The 25,921-nt window shown below is 43.8% G+C and carries 26 protein-coding genes and 1 pseudogene; 11 read left to right on the plus strand and 16 right to left on the minus strand.

The genetic code is table 11. From position 1 onward, the window contains the following. Positions 1 to 96: 96 nt before the first annotated feature. Complete coding sequence (locus Q7A53_RS16595) at positions 97 to 1,263, minus strand: lactate 2-monooxygenase (RefSeq protein WP_411790309.1); 1,167 nt, start codon at positions 1,261 to 1,263, stop codon at positions 97 to 99. A 278-nt stretch (positions 1,264 to 1,541) separates the two neighbouring features. Between Q7A53_RS16595 and Q7A53_RS16600 the strand changes: the two genes are divergently transcribed. Further along, positions 1,542 to 1,781, plus strand: a complete 240-nt coding sequence (locus tag Q7A53_RS16600) for a hypothetical protein (RefSeq protein ID WP_411790310.1) — start codon at positions 1,542 to 1,544, stop codon at positions 1,779 to 1,781. Positions 1,782 to 1,861: 80 nt separating this feature from the next. After that, the gene (locus Q7A53_RS16605; protein WP_411790311.1) at positions 1,862 to 3,331 is read left to right on the plus strand and encodes a M20 family peptidase; all 1,470 of its coding nucleotides are present in this window, start codon (positions 1,862 to 1,864) and stop codon (positions 3,329 to 3,331) included. A 43-nt stretch (positions 3,332 to 3,374) separates the two neighbouring features. On the opposite strand, the gene Q7A53_RS16610 is transcribed toward Q7A53_RS16605, so the two are convergent. Then, entirely contained in the window at positions 3,375 to 3,668 is a 294-nt protein-coding gene (locus Q7A53_RS16610) for a GyrI-like domain-containing protein (RefSeq protein WP_411790312.1), read from the minus strand. 97 nt (positions 3,669 to 3,765) lie between these two features. Here Q7A53_RS16610 and Q7A53_RS16615 point away from each other — a divergent pair, with 97 nt between their 5' ends. Both Q7A53_RS16615 and Q7A53_RS16620 read left to right on the plus strand, forming a co-directional pair. After that, the gene (locus Q7A53_RS16615; protein WP_411790313.1) at positions 3,766 to 4,671 is read left to right on the plus strand and encodes a hypothetical protein; all 906 of its coding nucleotides are present in this window, start codon (positions 3,766 to 3,768) and stop codon (positions 4,669 to 4,671) included. A 55-nt stretch (positions 4,672 to 4,726) separates the two neighbouring features. After that, positions 4,727 to 4,939, plus strand: a complete 213-nt coding sequence (locus Q7A53_RS16620) for a hypothetical protein (protein WP_411790314.1) — start codon at positions 4,727 to 4,729, stop codon at positions 4,937 to 4,939. A 278-nt stretch (positions 4,940 to 5,217) separates the two neighbouring features. Here the strand turns inward: Q7A53_RS16620 and Q7A53_RS16625 are convergent, their stop codons facing one another. Both Q7A53_RS16625 and Q7A53_RS16630 read right to left on the minus strand, forming a co-directional pair. Next, a complete protein-coding gene (locus Q7A53_RS16625) occupies positions 5,218 to 5,772 on the minus strand; it encodes a hypothetical protein (RefSeq protein WP_411790315.1) in 555 nt (184 codons plus the stop codon). Between the two features lie 476 nt (positions 5,773 to 6,248). Beyond that, on the minus strand, positions 6,249 to 6,782 hold the full coding sequence (locus Q7A53_RS16630) for a helix-turn-helix domain-containing protein (protein ID WP_411790316.1): 534 nt from the start codon (positions 6,780 to 6,782) through the stop codon (positions 6,249 to 6,251). A 263-nt stretch (positions 6,783 to 7,045) separates the two neighbouring features. Here Q7A53_RS16630 and Q7A53_RS16635 point away from each other — a divergent pair, with 263 nt between their 5' ends. Beyond that, complete coding sequence (locus tag Q7A53_RS16635) at positions 7,046 to 7,663, plus strand: NUDIX hydrolase (RefSeq protein WP_411790317.1); 618 nt, start codon at positions 7,046 to 7,048, stop codon at positions 7,661 to 7,663. Between the two features lie 106 nt (positions 7,664 to 7,769). Here Q7A53_RS16635 and Q7A53_RS16640 read toward each other — a convergent pair whose 3' ends face one another. The 5 genes and pseudogenes from Q7A53_RS16640 to Q7A53_RS16660 form a co-directional block, all read right to left on the minus strand. Further along, on the minus strand, positions 7,770 to 8,243 hold the full coding sequence (locus tag Q7A53_RS16640; protein WP_411790318.1) for a (2Fe-2S)-binding protein: 474 nt from the start codon (positions 8,241 to 8,243) through the stop codon (positions 7,770 to 7,772). Beyond that, positions 8,233 to 9,081 carry an FAD binding domain-containing protein gene (locus Q7A53_RS16645; protein WP_411790319.1) on the minus strand — a complete coding sequence of 283 codons (849 nt, stop codon included), beginning with the start codon at positions 9,079 to 9,081 and terminating at the stop codon, positions 8,233 to 8,235. The genes Q7A53_RS16640 and Q7A53_RS16645 overlap by 11 nt, the downstream gene beginning before the upstream one ends. Further along, a pseudogene (locus Q7A53_RS16650) lies at positions 9,068 to 11,398 on the minus strand (xanthine dehydrogenase family protein molybdopterin-binding subunit). Before Q7A53_RS16650 ends, Q7A53_RS16645 begins: the two are co-directional and overlap by 14 nt. A 4-nt stretch (positions 11,399 to 11,402) precedes the next feature. Then, positions 11,403 to 12,026, minus strand: a complete 624-nt coding sequence (locus Q7A53_RS16655) for an NTP transferase domain-containing protein (RefSeq protein ID WP_411790320.1) — start codon at positions 12,024 to 12,026, stop codon at positions 11,403 to 11,405. Further along, positions 12,023 to 13,048: an XdhC family protein gene (locus tag Q7A53_RS16660; RefSeq protein WP_411790321.1), complete on the minus strand. Its 1,026-nt coding sequence runs from the start codon at positions 13,046 to 13,048 to the stop codon at positions 12,023 to 12,025. The genes Q7A53_RS16655 and Q7A53_RS16660 overlap by 4 nt, the downstream gene beginning before the upstream one ends. A 385-nt stretch (positions 13,049 to 13,433) precedes the next feature. Between Q7A53_RS16660 and Q7A53_RS16665 the strand changes: the two genes are divergently transcribed. Continuing rightward, positions 13,434 to 14,954, plus strand: coding sequence for an SAP domain-containing protein (locus Q7A53_RS16665; RefSeq protein ID WP_411790322.1), 1,521 nt, complete (start codon positions 13,434 to 13,436; stop codon positions 14,952 to 14,954). Positions 14,955 to 15,004: 50 nt separating this feature from the next. On the opposite strand, the gene Q7A53_RS16670 is transcribed toward Q7A53_RS16665, so the two are convergent. From Q7A53_RS16670 to Q7A53_RS16680, 3 genes are all read right to left on the minus strand, one after another. After that, positions 15,005 to 16,207 carry a hypothetical protein gene (locus Q7A53_RS16670; RefSeq protein ID WP_411790323.1) on the minus strand — a complete coding sequence of 401 codons (1,203 nt, stop codon included), beginning with the start codon at positions 16,205 to 16,207 and terminating at the stop codon, positions 15,005 to 15,007. Next, positions 16,204 to 16,788 carry an RNA polymerase sigma factor gene (locus tag Q7A53_RS16675; RefSeq protein ID WP_411790324.1) on the minus strand — a complete coding sequence of 195 codons (585 nt, stop codon included), beginning with the start codon at positions 16,786 to 16,788 and terminating at the stop codon, positions 16,204 to 16,206. Before Q7A53_RS16675 ends, Q7A53_RS16670 begins: the two co-directional genes overlap by 4 nt. 350 nt (positions 16,789 to 17,138) lie before the next feature. After that, positions 17,139 to 17,576, minus strand: a complete 438-nt coding sequence (locus Q7A53_RS16680) for an SRPBCC family protein (protein ID WP_411790325.1) — start codon at positions 17,574 to 17,576, stop codon at positions 17,139 to 17,141. A 276-nt stretch (positions 17,577 to 17,852) separates the two neighbouring features. Between Q7A53_RS16680 and Q7A53_RS16685 the strand changes: the two genes are divergently transcribed. Continuing rightward, complete coding sequence (locus tag Q7A53_RS16685) at positions 17,853 to 19,010, plus strand: hypothetical protein (protein WP_411790326.1); 1,158 nt, start codon at positions 17,853 to 17,855, stop codon at positions 19,008 to 19,010. A gap of 99 nt (positions 19,011 to 19,109) precedes the next feature. Here the strand turns inward: Q7A53_RS16685 and Q7A53_RS16690 are convergent, their stop codons facing one another. Then, on the minus strand, positions 19,110 to 19,457 hold the full coding sequence (locus Q7A53_RS16690; protein ID WP_411790327.1) for a helix-turn-helix domain-containing protein: 348 nt from the start codon (positions 19,455 to 19,457) through the stop codon (positions 19,110 to 19,112). Between the two features lie 410 nt (positions 19,458 to 19,867). Between Q7A53_RS16690 and Q7A53_RS16695 the strand changes: the two genes are divergently transcribed. From Q7A53_RS16695 to Q7A53_RS16710, 4 genes are all read left to right on the plus strand, one after another. Beyond that, complete coding sequence (locus Q7A53_RS16695; RefSeq protein ID WP_411790416.1) at positions 19,868 to 21,322, plus strand: glycosyltransferase family 2 protein; 1,455 nt, start codon at positions 19,868 to 19,870, stop codon at positions 21,320 to 21,322. Positions 21,323 to 21,380: 58 nt separating this feature from the next. After that, positions 21,381 to 22,274 (plus strand): UTP--glucose-1-phosphate uridylyltransferase GalU, encoded by an 894-nt coding sequence (galU, locus tag Q7A53_RS16700; RefSeq protein WP_411790328.1) that lies wholly within the window; start codon positions 21,381 to 21,383, stop codon positions 22,272 to 22,274. A 232-nt stretch (positions 22,275 to 22,506) separates the two neighbouring features. Next, positions 22,507 to 23,112: a TetR/AcrR family transcriptional regulator gene (locus Q7A53_RS16705; RefSeq protein ID WP_411790329.1), complete on the plus strand. Its 606-nt coding sequence runs from the start codon at positions 22,507 to 22,509 to the stop codon at positions 23,110 to 23,112. A 1-nt stretch (position 23,113) separates the two neighbouring features. Beyond that, positions 23,114 to 23,713 (plus strand): hypothetical protein, encoded by a 600-nt coding sequence (locus Q7A53_RS16710; protein ID WP_411790330.1) that lies wholly within the window; start codon positions 23,114 to 23,116, stop codon positions 23,711 to 23,713. Positions 23,714 to 23,759: 46 nt separating this feature from the next. On the opposite strand, the gene Q7A53_RS16715 is transcribed toward Q7A53_RS16710, so the two are convergent. From Q7A53_RS16715 to Q7A53_RS16725, 3 genes are read right to left on the minus strand one after another with little or no spacing between them, the layout of a single operon-like run. Continuing rightward, the gene (locus tag Q7A53_RS16715; protein ID WP_411790331.1) at positions 23,760 to 25,007 is read right to left on the minus strand and encodes a DUF4153 domain-containing protein; all 1,248 of its coding nucleotides are present in this window, start codon (positions 25,005 to 25,007) and stop codon (positions 23,760 to 23,762) included. A 40-nt stretch (positions 25,008 to 25,047) separates the two neighbouring features. Next, positions 25,048 to 25,263 (minus strand): helix-turn-helix domain-containing protein, encoded by a 216-nt coding sequence (locus Q7A53_RS16720; protein ID WP_411790332.1) that lies wholly within the window; start codon positions 25,261 to 25,263, stop codon positions 25,048 to 25,050. A 9-nt stretch (positions 25,264 to 25,272) separates the two neighbouring features. Then, a complete protein-coding gene (locus Q7A53_RS16725) occupies positions 25,273 to 25,755 on the minus strand; it encodes a DUF2975 domain-containing protein (RefSeq protein ID WP_411790333.1) in 483 nt (160 codons plus the stop codon). Between the last annotated feature and the right edge of the window lie 166 nt (positions 25,756 to 25,921).

Here is a 25,921-nt window from a genome sequence, read left to right on the forward strand (position 1 = left end):
TAGCACGAGGAGGCAAACCAGCCGACCGCGAAAAGCGGAGTGTAGTTCCGGAGCGGTCATCCATAGTTCCTTTGTCTCTATGTCTTTAAATTGTGGTTATTCATCTTTCTTAAGATTCGACTGGTTCAATTCCCGTATCGCCCGCTCTCCTGCAAGGGCCAGCGTTAAGTCCGTATCGGCGAGCATGTTTTGGAGTACTTCCCTGACTCCCTCTTCGCCGGCCACCGCAAGGCCATACATGCACGGACGCCCGACCAGGACTGCTTTGGCTCCTAAAGCTAAGGCTTTAACCACGTCCGACCCACGCCGAATGCCACTATCCATCAGTACAGGTATTTTCCCTTCAACGGCCTCACAGACCTGCGGCAAGGCTTCAAGCGCCCCAATCGCTCCATCTACTTGACGTCCGCCATGATTGGAAACAATAATTCCATCGACCCCATGCTCAACGGCAAGCTTGGCATCATCCGGGTGTAAAATTCCCTTCAGCAAAATCGGCAGGCTCGTATGTTTGCGTAAAAATGCCAAGTCCTCCCAGGTTAAGCTCGGATTGCCAAACGTCTGGGTCCAATGCATGATCGCTGCCGCCGGATCCTCTTCCGGAGATTCTTCCAGATTTGAGCAAAAGGCAGGATCTGTAAAATAGTTACCTACCCCTTCACCAATGAGAAACGGCAGATAGACATTTTTCAAATCCTGTTCCCGCCAGGCCATCATCGCGGTATCTAAAGTGACCACGATCGCTGAATACCCAGCTTCCTCTGCCCTGGTCAAAAAGCTCGCCGTCACTTCCGGATCCTTATTCCAATAAAGCTGAAACCATTTAGGAGCATCTCCCATTGATTCCGCTATTTCTTCCATCGGTTTGGTCGAAGCGGAGCTGGCAATGTACGGAATCTTCATCGCGGCGCAGGCTCTTGCCGCGGCGATTTCTCCTTCGGGGTGAATGATCGACTGAACGCCAATCGGGGCGAGCAGTAACGGAGAAGAATATCCCTGTCCAAATAATTCGATGGATATATCCCGTTCCTCCACGTTTCTGAGCATTCGCGGCACAATTTTCCAGCGTTGAAAGGCCTGGAGGTTGGCCTGCATGGTGCTCTCACCACCGGCACCTCCAGCAACATAATAGAAGGGTCCCTCTTCCAGTACTTCTCTCGCGCGCTCTTCCCATTCTTCGTACACTACAGGGAGACGGTTAGGATCGGGGCTGGGCATGTTTTGATAGACTTTAAACTGGACCTGGTTACCGAAATTTTTCATAGCTGTTTCCTCCGCTTCTCTCGAATAGTAGATAAATCAGGGGGCTCTGCTACTTCTATTAAACTTGGTTATTGTTGAAGAAGTTTTACAAATAAATAGCTTTTTAGTTCATCATTTTCGTAGGTTCTGTTGGGCATAATTTTACTTCCACATACTTACATCCTACCATAATTAAAACGCTTACATAACAGGGTTAATTTTACTCTAACGCTGTGAGAAAGACTTGATCATTCCATCCTCCATGTTACCATCAGGGAAAAAGCGGAGGTGGGAATCGTATGAAGTCCAATAGAAAAGAAGAGTCTGCTGCTTTCCAAGGAAGCGGACGAGAATTCATTTATGTTGCTTATCTACTGCTTGTCTCCTTTCTCATGCCTTTGCTGCCCTTTCCTGTAAAATACGCGCTCATTCCTCTTCTCCTTTTTATGATTGTGATGACCCTTCGCTCGCGTAAACGGTACGCCAAATGGAAGGTAAGTCTGCTCCTCGTTCTCATCATTCTCTTTCTGCTGCCCTGATACTCCCGAAACCGCCCGGAGAAAAAGGATTTTCCGGCAGAGACAGGGAATGAGTAGAGAGTACGATTGGGGGGATGGAAATGAAGAAATGGAAGCTTGGGCTGGTCATTGTGGGATCGCTGCTTTTTATCTTTATTATTGTAACCGTTTTCAATACAGTGAGGATCGATTCTAAACAGCCGGTAGCCCACCCGGACGAGCTGAAGGTGAATAAACAAGAGGCCGTTCAACACCTTTCCAAAGCGATTACATACCAAACAATTTCCTATCAGGATCGAAGTAAAATTGATTTTAACGAGTACGACCAATTCCTCCGTTTTCTAGAAGACGCGTTTCCCCGTGTCTATCAGGAGCTTGAGGTCGAGAAAATCAACCAGTATGGGCTTGTATTCAAATGGAAAGGGAGCGATGCCAGCCGCAAGGCGATCGGTTTGACGAGTCATTACGATGTCGTACCGGTCATTGATGGTACGGAAGACAACTGGAAGCAAGGCCCCTTCAGCGGCAAAGTCACGAATGGAAACATTTGGGGCCGCGGAACGCTGGATGACAAGATCGGGGTGATCGGCATTCTCCAGGCGGCAGAAACCATGCTCGACCAGGGATTTACCCCTGATCGCGATACTTATTTTATGTTCGGATTTGATGAAGAAATCGGCGGTGAACAAGGGGCGCAAGTAATTGCCCGCACGCTCAAAGAACGGGGCGTCACCTTTGATTTCGTGCTTGATGAAGGCGGTGCCGTTGTGAACGATATGGTTCCCGGCGTGGATCAGCCTGTAGGAGTTGTCGGCATTTCTGAAAAAGGATCGGCTACTGCGGAACTGTCGATTGAAGGCAGCGGGGGACACTCTTCCCAGCCGAAGAACCACACGAATATTGGAAGGCTCTCCAAAGCGATCGCTAAATTGGAAGACACTCAATTTAAAGGCGATCTAAAGGGACCTGGAGAGGATTTATTTAACTATGTGGCGCCGGAGATGAGTTTCGGAATGAGGTACGTATTTGCCAACAAATTTGTGTTCGAACCATTAATTGAAAAGATTCTTCTGCAGCAGCCTGCCTCAGCCGCTCTCATCCGGACGACCATCGCCCCGACGATTTTCAATGCCGGCGAACAGTACAATGCCCTTCCAGAGCAGGCATCGGCCATCATTAACCTGCGGCTGATGCCTGGCGATTCCATGGAAGAGGTAAAAACCTTTATCGAGGAGACGATAGATGCTCCGGACATTCATGTGAACATTTCAGGTACGGAGGCATCCGAAGTTTCTTCCACGAACAGCCGCTCCTTTTCATCAATTCAGCAAGCGGCACGGAATGTTTATCAGAACGCGGTTATCGCTCCTTATTTGATGTTCGCGGGGTCAGATGCCCGGCAATACGATCCAGTAGCCAAGGATACGTATCGTTTCCTGCCGGTGCAAATATCCTCCGAGGACCTTAACCGAATGCACGGCACGAACGAGTTTGTCAGTGTCGACAATTACATTCACGCTATCGAGTTTTATGCGGAGATCATCAAGGAAGCAAACAAACCTCCATCATAAACGGCAAAAAGGGCAGAAGATTATTCTTCGCCCTTTTCCCCCGTTATAAAACCGGAAACCAGATTTCCGAATACGTATCCGCTCGCCGTAAGTCTGCTTCCTTATAGACTTCAAGCGGAGGCAGGCTGGCGGGTTCCACGTTGTGGGAAGGAAACCACTCTGAATAAATCTGCTTCCATGAGTCAATGATGGCCTCTGGAATCGGCCCCCTTACCTCGAAAACGACCCATTTGGATGCCGGAAATTCGATCTGCTCAAATTCTGCCGATCCATCTCCGTTATGTTCAACTGCAATCCAGTAATCGACGGTATTCTGTTTTTCATCATAATTTTTCAAAATATTATAAATTATTTGTCTTTATTACAAAAAAGAGGTTTAACTAATTCCAAATATTGGTATATTACGGTGTACTTAAATTTTAAGGAAGAGTCAAATGAAAAGAACTCTCGTTAGAAATGTATCTGCCGTCCTGTCCTTTGTACTAATTTTTGGATTTACGTTTAGTTATTTCCAGTATGGGAAAAAGACCGTTAAAGCAGCTGATGATCCAGATCATCAAACACTGGGATTAACAGAAGAAGAATATAACCTTGCAGAATCATACCTTACGTTGGAGCATTCTGATCAGCCATACGTTTATGACAATAGCGGAGACATAGTATACGGAGACGCTGAAACAAGACCTGACTTGCCTCCTATTGATCCTAAGCTGAAATTTTCCACTATGGAAAGTGCTTCTACCGATTTAGGGACTACCACTGAGTCTACGACAAGTGGTTCTTTATCTACCTACTATTCCTATCAAATATCAGATGAAGATATGCAAAGTCTTGAAAATAAATTAGGAACTGAAAAAGCACAAATCATTAAAGATTTGATGAAGGAGTCTAATGATTATTTAGCTGATCTCAATCTTTCAACTGCGACAATCGATACTAATGGACACTTTCTTCATATTCCAGGTATCAAAGATTTGGGACCAGATTATGATTTGAGTTTCCCGAACTTGGAAGAATGTCCAGCGTTCTATAAGGAATGTAAATATCCTGAAACCGTCCAATTCGGCGAAGATGATTATGAATTCCACTTATACGGATTAAAGATTTCTTATAGTGCAGCTACTGTGAAAAAAATTCTTAATGTTGGAGCAAATTCGGCCATTTTTCTAGTCGGCGGATGGATGGCTCAGATTTTAAAACAATCCATAACGAGAAGCTTTGCTTTTGTAGTTGGTTCAGAGATATTTAAAACATTCACAGTCCCTTCTCTCGCGAGATCTGTCATTTATAAAGTGATTTATGGTGGTTACGTGTTTTATTTTAACGCCGAGGGTGTTTGATATATAATCAATAAACAATCCTATCTTTCAACTTCTACATAAGGAGTGGACTAAAATGAAGAGAGACAGTCGCGGAACAGCCAAAAGGAATTACATCCCTGCGGCTATTTCATTCATTCTTTATATGATCTTTGAAAATTCAATAGAATCTGTGGTGCATCGATATGTTACAAATGCATTCACCGTGCACGTAGTTATGATTGTTATATTCATAGTCATCCTCTTGCTTCCTTGGTATATAGTTAGAAAGATAGTGGAATCAATGTAGTTTCGCCCCTTTTTATAAGGGGTTTTTTTTATGGACGATTGTTGGTTTTTAACCTTATGGATATAGAAGTAGGTTTGGTTTCAAGATAAGCCGTACAAGTCCGTTTCTCTATTTTTTCTCGAGGAGCGGATTTATAAATGCTTAGTGATACTTTAACAAGTATCACATCAACCAAATCCTTACTAAAGAAAAGAATAATCGGTATCGCTCTTTCCATCCGCTTCCTCATCATAGATAATTAATGTTTTTTTACACTAAACGATGCAATAACTTCTCTTCTATCGAGGTACACGAAACCCTAAGGAATCGTCTAAAGAAGAGAAAGTGATGTGGTACGTCGCGTTAGCCTCTTCTTCAGGGAGAAATTCTGATGTTAGTTTCAGCATATGTCCTCTTATATACTTATCCAGATCAAACCCTTCGTTTAAAGAAGCGCCTGCGAAGATCCCTAAATCAGGATCAACAGGGTTATTGGTTCCGAAATCGAAAGAGAGACCAAAATTGTGATAAGCGAGTAACTGGATGGGGATGTTGCGTTCATAGCAATAGTCCAGAATTGCCGTTAACTGAGGAAACTTCGTTTGCGAATCCTCTGGGACTACGAAATAGTTTATGGCTTTCACGTCGTCCCATATAACACGACTGAAATCTTCAAAATGAACGGTATTCTTTTTTGAAGGTTGAGTATTAAGATTTCGAATACTTTCGATATTGTTTGAGTAGATCGATTGAAGACTGGATCCTTTTGCATATAAGCCAAGTCGTTTACTCATTTTATTTAAAATAGTCTCGGTGAATACATAAGTGTAATTAATAGAGGTGGATGAACTCAAAAGAATATTCCAAAGGTGAAAAGGTGTATAAATACATTACCTTCCCAGCTTCTTCAGGTACATATTTTTTTATTAAAGATAGGAAAAGTTCTTTGTCTTCTTCATCCTTGATTTTATCAATAGATTTTTCATTGTTAAGAAAAAAATGGGGGTTCAATTGAAAGGTGAAATATCTGGAATTAAAGGTAAGATCCATATCTACTTTTTCGCTTGCTCTTTATCCATAGAAGCACTCCTCTCTTCTATATTCATCCTTGTTAAGTTCTTGTAGTATTATACGTAAAACCCTACATAAAATACGTGCCAATCGTATACCGTTCAGTAAAGTGGTCACATTGATAAGAACTCCGACGCAGGGAACTGTTTTAGGTCGAGTTAGAAGGATGAACACGAATTCTTAACAAGATCTCGATAAAAGGGGAGAAGAGAGGCATAAAGAAGCACAGTTGATCCAGGATTCTAAAGGACAACTTGAATTACTTGGTCACCCCAAGCAGCCCTTTGATCTCCCCTTCATTCAGCTGAGAAAGTTTTTCCGCCGTGCCGTCCTGGTTCGCTTGCGCCCAATAATCCTCTACACCAGGGATGCCTGGCTCCTTTGCACAAACAAATTGACGTTTGATCCCGATTGCTTGAAACGCTTCTCTTTCCACCATTCGATAATTCATTGGATCTGCTCCTTTCAGAGTTAATTGTATGACCATTCGATTATACGATTGCAGCTGCCCCATTCCCTTTCTTGCTTCACTTGGCGTCACACCGTGCTGCTTGCGAAACGCTTTCGTAAACGACTCCGGAGTGTCGTAGCCGTATTTACCTGCCAGGTCGATCACTTTTGCAGGAGAATGAAGCAATTCTTCCGCGGCCAGAGTCAATCGCCGGTGACGAAGATATTCCCCAACTGAGCGCTCAGTCAAGATCATAAACGTCCGCTGGAAATGATAAGGCGATAGGTTAGACTGCCGCGCAATAACTTCAGTCGTAATCGGCTCTAGCAAATGTTCCTCCATATAGTGGCCTTCTGCAGCGACTCTGCCATTGTCATAGCGCTTCAGCTCCTTAGGTTTATTATAGCCTACTTTCGTCTTCCAAACCTGTCATTCTGTGCTTTGTCTTAACCGGTTATTCTTTAAGATGCCCACTTCTAATAACATCGAATTGATAGAAAACCCAAGGCTTTGCGAGGAAGAAGCCGGGAATGAATGAGCTAATCTTGCAAAATCATCCCCAAACCTTTGTTATAGTAGAAGAATAATAGATTTGAGGTGAAGCTATGGATCCGAAAGCGATATTAAATAAAGCGAAAAACCATACCCCTGTCATTCTGGGCAGTAAAGAGTTTAAAAAGTTTGCGATTCTCTTACCCTTGATTGAAAAAGATAGCGAAACTCACGTCCTGTTTGAAGTAAGGTCCCACCATATGAGAAGGCAGCCCGGCGATATTTGTTTTCCAGGCGGCAAAATTGAAGGAGACGACCCGAGCGCTAAAGCAGCTGCCATTAGGGAAACGACGGAAGAGTTAGGGATTCAGGAAGAAGACCTGGAGGATGTGCATCCGCTCGATTATATCGTTTCTCCATTCGGAATGATTGTTTATCCATTTGCCGGTTACATTAGCAAGCCCGCGGCTGACATTCAACCGAATCCTGAGGAAGTCAGGGAAGTGTTTACGGTTCCGCTGTCCTTTTTTATGAAGACGGAACCTCGCGTTCATTACGTAAATTTCCAAGCGCAGCCAGAGGAAGACTTCCCCTATGAACTGATTGCTGGAGGCAGGAATTATGACTGGAGAACACGGCAGGTTGAGGAATACTTTTATCTGTATGAAGACAAAGTGATTTGGGGACTTACCGCTAGCGTTCTGGCTCACTTTGTCGAAATGATCTCTTAAGAGACTTGTGCAAAAAACTGCTTTCCCGGCGAAACGAATTCAAGATTCCTTTACAAAATGAAACAGCCCCCACCAGCGAGCACACACTCTCGGGGAAGGGGCTGTTTTACTTTTCTTTCAAACGCTCGAGGACACCATGGATCGCCCGGCTGATTTCTGCGTATCCGGTACACCGGCAAATATTGGACTCCAGCCACTTAGTCACGACCGTTTCATCTGCTTCTGGAACCGTTTGAAGTAACGCATACCCGTTCATTAGAAATCCTGAAGTGCAGTAGCCGCATTGAAAGGTAAACTCTTCGACGAAAGCTTGCTGAATTAATGTATCGTTCAGTCCTTCAATGGTTGTTATTTCATGAGGCTCTGCTTCTATCGCAAGCATCAGGCACGATTTCATCGGTGTACCGTCTACTAATACAGTGCAGGCTCCGCAATCGCCATTTAAGCAGCCCGGTTTGGCACCGGTCAGACCAAGTTTCTCTCGCAGGATGTATAAGAGCGTATCCGCTGGCCGCTCAGTGACTGTTTTCTTTTCTGCATTCACAGAGAGCAGAAAGCTGTAGATCGGATCATGCTCCATTCGGTTCCCCCTCCAACTGCTGGAGTGCGTCCAGCACCATATTTCTCAAGGTAAACAAGCGATAATCGGCAGAGCCTTCTACGTCTGATAAAACGGGCGAAGGGACGAAAGTTAATGCGTTTTCCACTCGTTCTAAAGCCGATAGCTGAGATTCGTTTAGTGCTCTCTCCATATTCAGAGAACGGAAGGGGAAGGGGCATAACCCGCTGATCGCCATTCGGATTTTTTGCTCCTTTTTCACCGCGGCTAACGTAATCAGCGGATACCCCGTATCCCACTGCTGCCTTCTCTTTTTACAATAATAAGGCAGGTCCAAATCAGCTTTATTGATGATCATCGTATACAGCCACTCTCCATCATTTAGGTGAATTTCGTTGTGAAAAATTTTTTTGAATGGATGGATGGCCATTCCCTCTGGACCCGCCACACCTGCCGAGCAATCCACTAGCAAGAAAGGCAGGACAGCTTCCCGGTAAAATATCTGACCGCAGATATTGCCGGCTAAGGTAATCTTATTCCTGGCCGTTCGATCAGCGATCTCGCTTACAGCATGACTTAATAATGGATAAGCGTCTGCTTCCTCAATGGCCGTTAAGGTCGCCCCAGCCCCCAGCACAAGGTAATCGTGCTGAGAGGTGGTGATGGAAGTATAGTCAGGAATCCCTTTTAAATCGATCACGATATCAGTGGACATGAGCCCGATCCGGCCAAGCGTCAACAGTTCGGTCCCCCCTGACATGTAGCAGGGGTTCCTGCCATCCTGCACCCCATTTTGATATTGCTTTACGGCTTCTTCTGCCGTTCTCGGCTTATGATAGTCAAAGTTAAAGGGAAGCACGCTTTCCCTCCTTTTTTACACGCCATAATTCCTCGGGTACAAGCGGTAACCGCTGCAATTGTCGCCCGATTGCCGTAGATAAACTATTTCCTAACGCGGCAGGCATCCCCAGCAGTCCGTGTTCTCCTGCACCTCTTGCCCCATAGGGAGCTGCCTGATGAGGCGTTTCAATAAAATCCACCACATAGTTCGGCTGCTCACCATAACGGAGCGGCCGATAGGTTCTTAACTGAGGATTTAACACGCGCCCGTACTCATCGAATACAAAGGTTTCCCTCCCTCCGAAGGCAATGCCCATGCTCATCGCCCCCATGATCTGTCCTAAAGCGGCTTTGCGATTTAAAACACGTCCAATGTCAACCACCGTATAAGCTGTGATTATGCGATAAGTAAGATCCCTGGTATCAAGCTCCAGCTCGATTCCTTGAGCGCCAACCGACCATTCCGGCCCTGGCTTTCCTGCGCCTGTTTCCGGATCTAAATATGTCATTCGGGTTAACGTATAATTTCCGCTCGCGATGATTTGACCGCCTACTGTATTTCCGTTTGGATATTTATAGCCATAAGCTATCTCCTTCAACTCAAGACTCACTTCCGGATGTTCACGCAGAAAGACCTTTCCATATGCCACTTCAATATCCACCGGTTCCGCTCGTAAAATTTCTGAAGCAAGCTATTTAAGTTTCCGTTTCGCATCCTTAGCCGCTTCCACGACCGCTCTACCTGCCATAAAGGTGGATCTGCTGCCCACTGTTTTCCAATGTTCCGGTGTAGTCTGGGTATCTACGAGCATAAGGACATGGATCTGGCTGATATCCATTTTCATTTGTTCCGCCAAAATTTGAGCCAGCACCGTTTTGGTTCCTGTTCCAATCTCCACCACCCCTGACATCAGGTTGATGCTGCCGTCAGAGTTAAAGGTCAGCAATACGCCGGACGTGGCATCCGTGTCGAAGGTGGACGTTTTCCAAATGCAACTGACTCCTTTCACCCTCAGTGTCCGCTCATTCAGCTGGGTAACCCTTCCGTCCTTCCAGTTCATCAAATCTGCTAACCGTTTAATACAGGCGGGAAGATTTCCGACGGTACTTTCGTTTAACCGTACTTGAGTGGGCGTGAGATCTCCAGGTAGAACCGCATTCTTCAACCGAAGCTCGAGCGGATCCATTTCTAATTGATCAGCAAGCACATCCATCGTGCGCTCAAAGGCAAATAATACTTCCGAATGACTGTATCCTCGGTAAGCACCTGCATAAGGATGGTGCGTGTACATGCAATAGGAGTCACACCAAACATGCTCGATTCGGTAAGGACCTGTACAATCGACCGCTGCAGCCCGGCTGATATCAACCGCCTTATCAGAATAAGCCCCGCCATCAAATAAAAATTGAATCTCCGCTGCTTTTAACACGCCTTCCTTTGTCGCTCCTAACTTTACCGTAGCATCGAGGCCGATATGAACAGGGGAGGTAATCATATCCTCCTCCCGGGTATTAAACAGTTTAACTGGACGACCACCGGCTGCTTTCGATGCTAAATAAGCAATGATCTCTAATTGGACAGACGCTTTTCCCCCGTAAGCTCCGCCAACTAAGGGTGTCTTCACAATCACTTTTCCAGGCTCAATCCCGAAATACCACTTCATTAATTTCTTTATGGCAAAAGGAGCCTGACTGCTGGTCGTGATGACTACCGTTCCGTCCGCGCGAATTTCCACGATCGAGCAGCGGGTTTCCATCGCTGCGTGATCCGACGGAGTAAAGGTAATCTGGAACTCCGCAGTGACCTCACTTTCCTTGAACCCTTGATCCCGATCTCCTTTTCTGATTTTGGTAAGATTGGCAATATTAGTATCCGAAACCGGATAGACGTGCCCTTGTTTTTCATAGCTGGCCAGGTCCTCATGCACGAGACGCGAAGGGTGTTGAAAAGCATCCCGGGGAGAGTTCACGACAGGAAGCGGCTCATAGGAAACCAGGATAGCATCGGCTGCTCGTTTCGCTATAATTGGGTTTTCTGCCACGACTACGGCCACCGGCTCCCCGTGATAGCGCACGGTTTGGTAGGCGATCGGTGACCGGTCTTTAATTTCCTCTCCGACAAGCGGAAAAGGTTCATTTCCTAAGATCGCAACCACACCAGGAATGCTCCACGCCGCTGAAAAATCCATTGACGTGATGGCCGCATGTGCATACGGACTGGTTACCATTTTGGCATGCAGCTCACCGGTATCTTGAAAATCATTCGTGTACTTAGCTTTGCCTGTTACCTTTTCCAGTGCTTCCTTGCGAATCACACTCTTCCCGATATACTCCACTTGATCACTTCTTCCCTGTCTTTCTTGTGCATCCTGAATACTGTGCGAAGGTGTCCACATCGTAAAAAAACGGCGGATCCTGAGGGATGATTTTGCCTTTATGTACCAAGTCTTTTCGCAGAATGCCCCGAGCTCCCTGGTCTCCTGTTAACTGATGGAGATAAGGAAAGCAGGATCCTGAAATCAGAAGCGGCGGCATAGGGACGCCATTATTTCCAGCCGCTATATAAGCAGCCGTTTCTCTTTCAGCGGCATAGGCATCAATTAAATGATTGATAAAGACCGTAGAAATGAAAGGCTGGTCCGCAAGTAGAATTATCACGGCATCGCCTCCCTCTTCGACCGCCCGGATCACACCGCTTTTCAGCGAGAAGGACTGTCCCTGACTTGCGTGCTCACATACAACAGGACTCCATTGAGAGCGGAAAGAATCGCAGAAAAATGAGGAGTCCAACCATCCGAATGTCTCCCCTCGGCGCACGACTACCAGCGTATGATCCAGCTTAGAACGCAAAGCTTTCTTTAAAGCAATACTTCCTAATGGCTCATGATTGAATGGCAAATAACGCTTATCGAACCCCATCCGGCTGCTTCTTCCTGCGGCAAGGTAAATTCCGATCATTTTCATGCCTGTGCCTTCCGTATCCTCTGGATCATCTCGCCCACAATACTGACGGCAATCTCCTCCGGCCCGGCCGCTCCAATAGAAAGTCCAATGGGAGAATGAATAGCGGGTGGAACGTTTTCCATTCCTAATAATCGTTCGGTGCGGTTTCTCGGTCCTAGTACACCAAGATAGAATAGCTTTTTCTTTTGCAGCTCTTGAAGAATGAGCTGATCCTTTTGATATTGATGCGTCATCACAACGGCGAAATCCTTTTCTGTAAAGGATAACTTGGGTATCGCTTCTGCCGGCATCTCCACGAGCAGCTGCGCAGCATCGGGAAAATAATCCCTTGCGCATAACCCCGGCCGCCAGTCGATGACCGACACACCAAACCCCACGCGTGCCGCTAATGAAACTAGCGGCCGTGCATCTTCACCGGCTCCAAATACATACACATGCGGCCGGGGAACGACCGGGTGAACAAAATACAGATCAGTGGAATTTCCTGCTGAGACGAGCCCTTTTTTAAATGGATAATTGTTCATTGTTTCCTTGAAATCATCTAAATTCCAATCAGGATAATCATCACCAAATACTGAACCATCCTCCACAACATACATCTCTTCACGGGGAACCAGTTCCCGGGTGAAGCGTTTGACTCGCGTTACCGTTTGTTTCTTGTCTAAGCAGTTCTTCAGCGTTAATAAATGCTGCAAAGTCTTGCCGATTACCGGCTCTAATAACAGCGTGATTACTCCGATGCAGCCTGCTCCTTGCCCCCAGGACAAATCATCTTCATCCCTCATGTCGTAGCGGACGGTACAGGATTCTCCGCTCGCCCAGACTAGTCCTGCCCTGGCGGTAAGGTCTTCTTCCAAGCATCCTGCCGTTAACATTCCTACTCTTGATTGATTTGCTCTTAATAACATCGCTGCTCCCGCCTTCTTATAAGCCGATCCTTCCACTTTAATAACCGTAGCAAGGACCATTGGATTTTGGCAGGAGGGAGTGATTGCTTCTAAAACGGGATACATATCATCCATTTGTTTCCCTCACTTTAACTAGTCCATCCACATCTCTATATGGTTATTCACCACCAGCTTAAGTTATTTTAGATTTTTAATACCTTAATTGTTTTTATATAGAAAGCATCTCTTTACACATGATCACTGCATTAAAGGTGCACAATCTTACTAAGATGAGCACAATAAATTGCAGACAAAAAGTGCATTGATTCTGGAGAAAATACTGATACAGATGAAATTTAATATCAAAGCTTCTCCCTTGCTTCTCAAGTGTTTAATAATTAAAACCAAGATGAATAGTCTGAATATTCATTGGTTTATTAGTTAAATTACCAAAAATAAGGTAAAATAGGTAATAAGCAATGTGACCGTAGCATTATCAATAAAGAAAGAGGTGTAGTTGATGAAAATGGAAGAAGTACTTCCTAAGATGTCAAAACTTTATTTGTCCAGAATAGTTGATAGTTTTTTGAAAGATGTAAGACTTAAAAGTGAAGAAGAAATGAGAGAGGTCATCCTTAAAAATATCGATGAATTTCAAAATAGCGATAGAGTAAAATTAAATCTAGATTTTTTGGAAGCTGATCGAGATATTGCATTAGTTAATGAAATGATCCTAATGTCATTGATGGAAAACGAGGGATATACACTTTCTGAAAATGAATTATTCGCTTGTGTAGAGGACCTTGAAAAACAGATCCTAAAGGAAAGTGAGGATGAAGAGTTTATAAAAACTTCGATTCCTGAAGAAGCACTTAGGATTTATACTGCTGTTCTTGTGGCGGCATGGAAGAAGGATGATTCGCTTAACGCTCATGAGATCAACATGCTAAATGTATTAAAAACTGAATTAGGACTTAGTAATCGAGATCACTATCTTATAGAAAGCAAGGTAGGAAGGTTTCCTCAAAAAGGAAATAAATTACATAGTTTAAGACAAGTAGAGAAATCATTGAAGGATTTACAGTCCAGAGGAATCATTTTACGTTTTAAAGATAATGAAGCGTATTACATTATTCCACATGAAATAGCTAGAGTAGTAAGGTACGAGTTAGGCAGTGAGCTACGAAAGGAAACTTATCTCAGCTTACTAACTGACTTAAATGTTGCCCAATTAAAAAGTATTCTCTCCCCTTTAGGTCTTAGCATGAGCGGTACTAAGAATTCCTTAATTGACAGGATTATTAAACATAACATTCTCCCTACCAGCGCTCTTAACTTCTTAAGCAACACTGAGTTAAAAGAAGTACTACGAAATTTAGATGGTGCCAAAATAAGTGGAACTAAGGAAGAGAAGATTAAGAATATCATTGATTACTATGAGAATTTAGCTTCAATCTCTGATTCTGACCCTACAGATTCCAGGTCTCGCCTTTATGACTTTTATGAAGAACTAGCAAGCAGGAATTATAAATCGCTAAGAATTAATAAAATAATTGATAAAGATCTTGACGTAGAACACAAATTCGAAGAAGCCACTCAATATATCTTTGAAAAGAAGTTCGGGATAGATTTAGTTGACATGAAGGGGTCTAAACATGCGGATGGGAAATTACAATACAATCAAAAAGAAGTAATTCTTTGGGATAATAAAAGTGTAGAAAACCCTTATAATTTTCCAGATAGTCATTTTGACCAGTTCCTGGGTTATATCAGAACAGAACCTATGCGGGTCACGCTATTTCTTATTATTACTTCCGATTATACGAATGAATCTATATCCAAAGCTCAGAAGTTAAAAGCTTTCTCTGAAGAAGATACGGATATCGCCTTAATAAGTGCAGAGGATTTAAAATATATAGCTGAGTCCTGGAAGGAGTTTTCTGGTCAAAAAGAGCCTGAATTTAACTTGCAAGTATTTAACTTGACTGGCGAATTAACCAGAAACATATTAACCAATAGAATGGAATGGGCCATTCAATAGAAAAACCCGAGGCACACAGTCCGCGTGTACCTCGGGTTTCTATATTTAGCTTATAGAGTAAGCTCGCCTAAATTGTTTAAATTTGATTCCTTTTTATTCCCACCATCTGTCTCAATCATCCCTTTATTAACACGGAGAACCTTTTGCAGACTGCCTTTTAGTGAAGTCTGCGGCACGATCACTTCTTCCAGGTTATCCAGAGCAGCAATCTGCGTTTCCACTATTTTAGGCTGAACATCTTCCGCGAACCTCAGCTGACCGTCTACTATAAAATGTGCGGGCTGCTCGAGGGCTTTAAGCTGATCGTTGGTCCAAAGTTCTTCGTCTTCGATATAAATGAAGGAATGCTGATAGGAGAGCACCTCGGTTTCCAGCAGTGGCGCACATTCATAAATGAGGTCCTCCACATCTTCATGACAGACGATGATCGAATGAGAGTGGATCGAATGAAGGGCTTCAGATAGGGCTTCTCTCGTAACATCGGCGTCGATCAAGACGGGGGCAGTCGTATACAGCTTGCCTCCTCGGAAGCGGCGGATCGATCTGCTGTTCAAACGGAGCGTCTGCTCGATCACTTGATAGCCATCAGGAATCACTTCTATTTGGCTGCCGATCAATGATCCTGCTTTTTGGTGAAAGTAGGGTTCTTGACTTTCATACAGCGAAAGCACTCCTTTCACGTCTAAACGGTACAATTTATCTTTCAATAATTCCATATCCAGATCTGGCGCGAAACGGACCATCCCTTTGGCGACTAAATAGATTGGTTTCGCTGCGGTTTTAAGAAAAGCATTCGTTAAGCGGAACTCTCCTTTTTCGAAGCGGAATTGAGCCCCTTCATACGTTTTTAATTCTGTGGTACCTTCCGAGATGAAACCGGCGGCTGCACCTGCTAGATGAGCAGGCGTGTACACCTGACCGTTCACTCGCAATTGAAGCTGCGATTGTTTCAGCTGTTCCGCTGTTACTTCTTCATCAATCACAACGTCATTGGTGGCAAATAATTTTAACGGCTCCGTAATGGATTTCAAGTAGTCCGCATCGACAAATAACGTCCCCTTTGTAAAATGGTATCCATCGGGGATCTCCTGACAACTTCCAATATTACCCGCATTCAATAACGGTAACAAGTGAGCCGTTTCCTTACGGTAATAGACCGTACCAATATTATTCACTCGTTCGATCGCCTTCACACTTTCCTCTGTTGCATGCATTAAATTTAACCTTCCAATATTGCCAATTCGTTGTTTCATCGTTTCTCCTCCTCCAAGTATTTTCGTAATTGCTTGATCGAAAGCTGAAGCTTGAACCGAATCGTCGAAGCCGGCAGCCCGAGCTGTTCCCCGATTTCTTTACTGGATAGTCCGACCCAGTACCGCTTAAAGACGATATCACTCAGTTCTTCTGATAAATGGGACAACAGCTCGGTCATCTCAAGATGCTGGTAAGGAAAATCGTGAACGGGGAGGTCCATCTTTTCCTCCCATTGGGATAAGCGCTGATCCTTTCTACGCAGATCGATCAGTTTATTCTTCATCACTCGATAAAACCAGGCCTTCTGTTTGTGACGGGGAAGGTCGAGAAGCTCGTCTTCCTTTAATGACTTTTCCCAGGCATCCTGGACCAGGTCCTTGCCTTCCTGTTCATGGCGGGCAATCGAGTAAGCGAAGCGATCCACATCCTGCTTTAACGATTCATATAGATCACTCACTTCCATTTCTACCACCCACTTTTCAAATTTAGGATCGGTTCCTTCTACGGGTTTCGGGAAACACCTCGCTTTCCGCGGGCGTACGCTGAGTCTCCTCAGCCCTTCAGGCTTGCGGGGCCTCACCTGTTACTCATCTCCCACAGGAGTCTCGGCGTTTCCCGAAACCCTAGACGATTAAAAGAATGAAACCATCTAGAAAAAAAGACAACGTCTCACGAATAGACCTGTAACTGGCTTTGATCCAAGCTGCTTCTTTTAAGCTCTTCCTTTAGATAACGATTCATACGGGGAAAGTGATGGGAGAAATTTATTTTTTTTAAAAAGAATGCAAAAAGCCTCTTCTCTTGATTAGAGACGAGGCTGGTTGGCTGCACTCTTAACTCTCTTTTCTCATAGAAGACGGAGGTCAGGAAGAGGCAGACGGCCATTAAGACGATGGAAAGCATTCTCCATTAATCATTTGCTTCGCTTCTTTAATGAATTAATGAGGCTCTTAAAGTATTCACACCGTTTTCCAAGTATCCCTTTAAACAAGTTAACGTATAGACCCAGCCCTCTTTTTGCCCCATCATTTTGCTTGCTATGTCAGGATCATCTTCCTGCAAACCAGATTCGATTACTTCTATAACGGTCGAATGATTCAACGGTTTCAGCGTAATGGTAACAACAGTTTCCTGGCCATTTCCGCCCCACGAAAACACGATTTTCTTATTTTCCTCTATTTCTAAAACCGATATGTTCCCTTCAGCATCATATTTGTCATACCTCAAGGTAACCGTCTTCCCTTGCTGCCATCGTTCAGAGCTCCTGGAGAACCAGAAATTGCCGATTTTCTCAGGGTCAACAAACGCTTCAAAAACTTCATTCGCCGGCTTTCGTATCTTCATTTTTGCAGATACTTGAGTATCCATTCAAACCTCTCCTTTTCGCTGTAGATTAATACTTTTATACTAACAGAAATGGATTAAGAAATTCTTTTCTATTCCTTATTGATAAGGCTTTTAAGTCTGAATTTCCAATCCAGAATTAATTTCTAGTATTTTACATTATTTTTTAATAAAAAAAGCTCGAATGCTGGCATTATGTGTTAAAATATAATGGCAGTTTTTTTCTATAGAAGACTATTAGAAAGCTGATGAATGCTGGGATATATATAGTTTCATACATTCAAAACCATACATAAGGAAGTGAACATTTTGAAAAAAATAGTAACTCTATTGGCGGTTGTTGTGCTGATCTCTCTGCTGGCTGCTTGTTCCGATTCAGCTTCAACGACGGCGGACCAGGACGACAGTAAAGACAAGCAGTCCGAAGATAAGGACGGGAACCAGAAGGACTCGAAGAAAGACTCAGATTCTAAAGATGATCAAGACAAAGAGAAAGAAAAAGATCAACCTGAGAAGCGGCCACAGCCTTACAAAGCGCTGCAGCCCTCTGAGGATGCCAAGCCTCTAAAAGAAACCATGGCCGAGGAAGATTTGAAGAAGATGCCTAAGGTGGAAGCACACGGAGGAGACCGCACGCGAAGCATCCCTGTTGGGCAGACCTTGATGAAAGGGAAAACAGATAAAACGAACGGCCCGCTGAAAGACCATCGCCTAGTCGCTTATTACGGCAACCCTCATTCCACCCAAATGGGAATTCTAGGAGAAATGGAACCTGATGCCTTAATGAAGAAGCTGAAGAAGCAGACGCAGGCCTATTCGGATGCAGATCCATCCCACCCAGCTATTCCGACCATTGAGCTGATTTCAACCATTGCTCAGCGGAACCCAGGTCCGGAAGGGAAGTATTATCACATGACTTCTAAAGATGACCTGGATGAATATGCAGCACTAGCGAAGAAAAATGATGCCCTGCTTATGCTCGACGTGCAGCTTGGTACCGATTCAGTTCTGCATCAAGTGAAGCTGCTTGAGAAATGGCTGAAGCTTCCTTACGTGCACGTGGCCATTGACACCGAGTTTCACGTAGCGGAAGGTGAAACGCCTGGCATTAACCTTGGTTCCGTCGACGGAGCTGAAGTACAGAAAGCCGTCAACTATGTATCCAAGCTTGTTAAAGAAAATAACCTGCCGGATAAAATTGTCCTCGTCCACCAGTTCACTGATAAAGCGCTGGTCAATAAAAAGGCCATCAAACCCGCTGATAATGTGGAGGTAGCGTTAAACTTTGACGGCTATGGCCCTGATTCTACGAAAATGTCGCTTTACCGCAAATTTGTCAAAAATGATCCGGTACAATATGGCGCATTTAAAATCTTCTACAAGAAAGACCAGCCTGTCATGACACCGGAAGACGTATTAAAGCTTGATCCTAACCCGGCGATCATTAATTACCAATAAGCGAATTGATCAGAAAACCCGAACCAATGACGTTCCATTGGTTCGGGTTTTTTAGTGTCTATGAAGCTGTTGTTTCATGAACCAGATCCCTAGTAAACACTAGGACTCGTGCTGATTCTTTGAAAATTTATGGTACTTAATATAGCTGATACATGTCTTCAGTTCCTCCTTCTCCAGCCCATCCTCAATGGCTTCCTTTAACAGCTCGATCCACTCCCTATCCAGCTCCTCTGTTTGATCCACATGATTTGTTGTGTGGTCTAATAAATTCTCAAGACTCGTATCCAGTGATTGCGAGATTTTATTGATTACCTGTAGAGAAGGATTAGTCTGTACCCCTCGTTCAATTTCACTTATATACGATTTTGACACATCGGCCATCTCGGCAAGCTTTGAGATGGAGTAGCCTTTATTCTTCCTTAGCTGCTTGATCTTCTTTCCTACCATATCCCTTCTCCTTCTCATTCAGTCATGATCGTAAATTCATTATACAGAACAAATAAATCTTTATAAAATATAAAAAGATAAGAAAAGACGAGATAATCCATGAAAATTCACAATATTTGTTCTTTATAACGCAAAAAAGACAGTTTATGAGATTTTTCAAGGAACCATTTTTCCCATATAATCTGGTTATCAGTTCGATAAAAAGAACGATACATTCGATTTATTGTTAGTACGAAAGGAGCAGACAATGGAACCTTAACATTTCTTTATAACTAAGTTAGTGGATGAGGTTGAGCGGTCAAACCTTATGATTTGGAGGGTGAAAATTGGAAAATGTGATAACAATCCCAAATAATGAAGCTGTCTCTGCCCCGCCAGGATTGCATGTTTCCGGCGTCAGGCACTCGTATATGAAACCAAGAATTGTGGCCTTTATTCCCGCACACAATGAAGAGAAATCAATACGAGATTGTTTAGCAGGACTAGGAGATCAGACCTTGCCGAGGGATGTAGAGCTTGATGTTATTGTCATCGCCGACAACTGTTCGGACCGGACAGAAGAAGTGGCATTAGCGGCAGGAGAAGAATTCAATTTAAAATTGAAAGTGCTCACTACAGAGAACAATAAACAACGAAAAGTCGGCGCGTTAAATTCTGCCTGGAAAAGCATCTATGGAGATCCTCTAGACCTCTATGATAAACGACTCACCGTCTTCCAGGAGTATTACAAAACCTCTGTCAAAGCCGTACTCGGGATGGATGCCGACAGCCGTCTCGCACCTGATGCCTTAACGCAGCTGTGGGAAGGTCTGATGAGTTCACGGAACATTGGCGGCGTAATGGCAAAATACACGATGAGAATGCCGAAGAAGAGAAGCCTGCTATCGAAGGACGATGTTCATTATGAAGAAATGCTTGCCAGCGGACAGTATGGCGGACCGATCACCCGTTGGTGGACCCACCAGCAGAAGCAGGATATGGCAAGCTGGCTGTTAAATCTCCAGTACAGCGGCGGAAGCACCTATGTATTAGGCGGTCAGGCGACGCTGTTCCGGCCGGAAGCTTTGCAGGATATTATCGAAGAAAATAAATTAGACGGTCCTTGGCAGGATGAAAGTGACGTAGAGGATATGCTGTTAACCTGGCAGATTCAAAAGAAATGGAAAACGTTAATCAGTCCAACTGCCCGCTGTTTTGTAGATGCGATGAGATCCTACCATACCTTCCGACAGCAGCGTAACAAATGGCAGTCGGGGACCGTTGAACTACTTACCAATAGCAATATCGGAGTGAAATCTAAACATCGCGGAAAAATATGGCGTTCGCAATTTAAATCACTTGTTGACTTGGCTATTCGTTTCTTATTAATCTCATTAATCGCTATATCTGTTGCGACGGATCAGTTCCACTGGTCGTGGATCTGGCTGACACCAGTCGTACTGGCTTCTATTCTGAACACCATTCTTGCACTGAAAACACCGATGCACCGAACGATCGATGTCATTTTAGCCGTCTTACTCATTAGTCCCGAAATCTATTTATGGGTGAATTTAATTACCTTCACCAACGTCTGGCTCGGTAAGTTATCCGCAAATAAGAAGGATGGCTGGGCGATTCAGTACAGTGCGGAAAGAGGCACCACTCGTAGTAAGCTGACAGAAGGAGTGATCGCCGTCATCCTGTTTATCGCCCTAGTCACTTATTTCTGCATTGACCAGCACGCCTTTTTAACAAGCGCACCTGTACAAACGGTCATGTATCCTTATTTAAAAACCGGCTGGACGATCCTCACCTATTTAACCGTCTTCACTTCTGTGGCCATGCTTTACCAAATCTGGACGCTGAGAGGCAGACATTCCGCTTGATCTGCTTCCAACCGTGACGCTGCTGTTCTTTTTTATAAATTTCAGAGGAGGAGTACCTATGAAAATAAGAAAAGCGATTATCCCTGCTGCCGGATTCGGCACTCGTTTTCTACCAGCAACGAAAGCCCAGCCTAAGGAAATGCTGCCGATCGTGGATAAGCCTACCATCCAATACATTGTAGAAGAAGCCATTGCCTCTGGAATTGAAGAGATCATCATCGTCACCGGCAAAGGAAAGCGATCCATAGAAGACCATTTCGACATTGCTCCGGAGCTTGAACGCAACTTAATGGAGAAAGGTAAGCTTGAGCTGCTTGATAAAGTACGCTATTCCACAAACCTTGCCGACATTCATTACATTCGCCAGAAAGAACCGAAAGGCCTCGGGCATGCGGTCTGGTGTGCGCGAAACTTTATCGGAAATGAACCGTTTGCCGTTCTTCTAGGAGATGATCTGGTACAAAGTAATACTCCAGGAGTAAGGCAGTTGATGAATATTTATGAAAAAACTCATTCCTCCGTGATCGGTGTGCAATCCGTAGCGATGGATGAAACGCATCGTTACGGCATCATTGATCCTCTTTCACAAGACGGAAGACAGTACCAGGTTCGGAACTTTGTTGAAAAACCGGCTCAGGGAACCGCGCCATCCAACCTGGCCATTATCGGGCGCTACATTCTTACACCTGAAATTTTCACTTACTTAGATGAACACGAGATTGGAGCCGGAGGAGAAATTCAGCTGACCGATGCCATTCAGAAATTAAACCAGCAGCAATCAGTCTATGCTTATAACCTGGAAGGCAGCCGCTATGATGTCGGCGAAAAGCTTGGCTTTGTGACGACGACGATCGAGTTTGCGCTGCAGCGTGAAGACCTGCGTGAGGACCTGCTTCGCTATTTACGAGATGTTGTGAAGAATACAGAAGAAACGTCGCTTCTAAAAATTTAAAAATCAGCTTGAAAAGTTTTATAAAATCCGAACGATGATGCAAGGTTCATCATCATTCGGATTTTTTGTATTTCATAAGGCAGTACGCAGCAACAGGAGACCTGCCTCTCGCCTGCTTACAACACCCTCAGTCCGATTCAATAGAACCAGTGATTATTGACAACAGGATCATTTCACACTAAAATGACTTATAAGTCATTTTTGACCAGAAAGTCAAAAAAGGAGATACCATATGTCTGAAAGAATGTCGAAAAAATTCAATAAAAGAAACGAACGAATTCTAGAAGCAGCTGAAGAACTCATTAACGTTCATGGGTATCATCAAGTGAAAATGAGTGATCTATCAGAGAAACTGGATATAGCAAAAGGAACCTTGTATTCGCATTACCAATCTAAAGAGCAATTAGTCTTCTCCATTGTAAAGCCTAAAATCGACAGCTTTTTAAATTCTATGGAAAAGATAAAGGACAGCAGCCTTTCTGAGCATAGGAAGGTTGTCTCTTTCATTGAGACAGGCTTTAACAGTGACTTCTTCCATTTTGTGTTGGCTAGCTTTCCTGATATGGGAGCGATTTTCAATGAAGATCACCATTCTGAACTCACATTAATGCAGGAAAAGATTATCTCCATTTTTGAACAAGTCATAAAAGAAGGAACAAGAAACAACGTCTTTCAAACAACGGCCTCCTCTCACTTCCTAGCTCTGCAGCTCATGCAAAGCTTTGATCCCCTGATTTATAAGACCCTGGTATCCTCAGGTACGATGAGTTCTGAAGAATTTGTAAATCAGTCGATTACATTTTATTTGAGAGCTATTCATTATAAAGGAGAGTGTTGAGATGAATGATTCTGATCTGAAAACGAAACCATTTGGAGAAGTATTTTCTGAAAGTGAGTACTCAAGCTTGCGGGAGATTTTAATTCAGTCCTGCTTGTTTCTTGATGAATCCAATGCAGCTGAAGCCAGAAGTCTACTAGTGGACACACTTGGCATCCGAGCTGAGGAGCTCGACGAAAGAATTACGGCCTTTTCCCAGCACCAGTCGAATCAAGCAGTGCTTCATTCAACGATTGAAACGGCAGAAAAATGGATGGAAAAGTCCAACCAAAAGGATATCCCCGGATTACTCCATTTCACCCATTCAGATATCGAAATCATGGGGCCAAAAGGTTCCATTAGGGGCAGCCAACATTTAGGGGACTGGGTAAAGCGAGCGAACCTCCACCTTCATACTCTTCGCCGCTTTGCTGAAGGGCACAATATTGTTCTTGAACAGCAAGGAACCTGGTATGAAGAAAATGACCAAATTAAAGGGCAGAGTATTGTCTTTACGTTCATGAAAATTATCGACGGAAAGGTGGCTTTCTTAGGAAGATATGATAATAGAAGGGTAGCCTTTCAAGTCAGTGATTTAAATGAGGGGAACCTGATTGAATAATGGGACTGAGAAAATTTATTTCCCCAGTCCCTTGGAAATCCCTTTTCTAATGAAAGATTATGGGAAAAGTAAAGGTTACAAATGCGGCCCAAAGTCCATAGACCGGCAAATACTTCGTAACCGCATCTTGAATCGTTGAAAGTCCGGATTTGCTCTGTAAAAAGCGTAGATAGGTGAACAGAATCCAAATTAGATTTGCCCATATAAGCAGGTTTACTCCTAACACAGCAATTCTATTAGGAGTCATTCCAAACGAAGAAAGTCTGAACACGATGGCTGACAAAGCCACAGTGTCGATGATTAACGCAAGAACGATCAAGGCCACATGGATATAATCAGAAAGGTTCTTTTTCTCTTCTGAATCTCTTTCGGTAATAGAAAATATAGTGACCGCCAATACACCAAGGAGAATTCCGTTGAAAACGATCAGGAAATTGCGGTCCAGGAATGGATTTTTTCCCAGCCCTATAACCGCCGCAAGATAGACCAGCAATGTGATCAGGACAAGGGGGCTGAAAATTTTTGCTAGGTAAGGTGTGATATTCTTAGCAAGTTTAAGGTTCATGGATACGAGATAGGCTGCCACAATAGCGAGCGCGGCTGCCCCCACTAAAACAATATTACTAAAATAGAAATCCTCGATATTGAGGCCAAGAAAGCTGAATAACTGCATCGTTAATGCGGCTAACACCATTCCGCTGACGGCCATGCTGGCATAGAGAATCCCAAATTCCAAATTAAATTTAAGATAGGCTAACCTTCTGCTGCCTTGTGAATAGCGGTTTCCTGTAAAGGCAATCCCTAGCAATACCCACAAGAATAGGGGGAGGTGTAAATAAACAAGGATAATCGGATCGCTATTATTTAATGGCAGTAAATTAAGATAAACTCCGGAAATGATGAATAACGCTGCAAGGGAATACGTAATCCTTCTATTAGGCGCATGGCTATAAATAAAATAGGCAGCGATAAATGGAAAGATTCCAAAAGCCAGATTAATAGGAGCGATGGCTTCCTGCTCGACAAAATGAAATAGGATCCTCGTGCTTATTCCCGCTAGAATAGCTAAAAGTCCCATGAATAAGAACGTTTTGTTCATCAGAGAGGGGTTATGATTCGTTGGTGTCTCCATGAAATGCAGCCTTTCATACCAGACGCCAAGCACCTGAGAGTCAGGGTGTTGTTCCCATGCGTTTGAGAAATGATGTTTAAAGGCTTTCGGGTCTTTTCGATAGATTTTCTCCAGTTCATGTGGGTCAGACAAATGATTAAGAACCAAATTGTTCGCATCCATGTTCCTGCCTCCTCAATAAAGATTAGATTTTGTTCCATGCTTAACGATCTTCCTCACTGCGATACTCCAATAGATCTCCCGGCTGACATTCTAAAGCTTTACAAATGGCATCTAACGTAGATAACCGAACCGCTTTCGCCTTGCCATTTTTCAATATCGATAGGTTCGCCATCGTGATTCCCACCTTCTCAGAAAGTTCGGTAACACTCATTTTCCTTTTCGCCAGCATCACATCAACATTTATAATAATCGTCATAAATTCACCTCAGACCGTTAAATCATTTTCTGATTTAATAGCTATTGCATCTTGTAAAAGTTTTTGGAGAACCGCAGCAAACACTGCGATCACCACGGAAGCAAATGGAACGGCCAACCCAACAAGGACAACTCCTGGTGCATCATCCGCCTGCGCAAAGAGATAAAATAATGGTAAAGCCAACAAATGTAAAACACTGATGGTAATCGCACAGTATTTGATTTTCTTTAAAGCATCTACAGATAAATCAGAGAAAGCTTTATTTTTGTCAATATTCCGTAGAAGTTTGAAAGCCTGATACAAAGCAAAGTAAAAAGGGATCGCCGATGCATCGAACACCATATAAACCAGAACCTTTATAGCCCCAAACTCCGGAAGCAATTCTACTGAAACGTCCGCTAACTCTGGCACCAAGAAGATGCATAAGGCAAGAACTGGGACCCCCAATAGAATCACAGCTATTTTTAAAAACATTGTTGTCACTTTTCCCATGAAAAGCACCTCGTTTCTTTATTCATTATATTCATTTTAAATAAAGATTTATCGTATTACAATAAAAATTTATTGCTAATAATACGATAAGCAAATAAATGCATGGAATGCTGTAACTGAATAAGTCTGCTGCCCCGTACATCACGGCCGTTTTCTGACATAAAAA

Origin of the sequence: Halobacillus rhizosphaerae (assembly GCF_046719735.1) — a bacterium.
GTDB classification, from domain to species: Bacteria; Bacillota; Bacilli; order Bacillales; family Halobacillaceae; genus Halobacillus_B; species Halobacillus_B rhizosphaerae.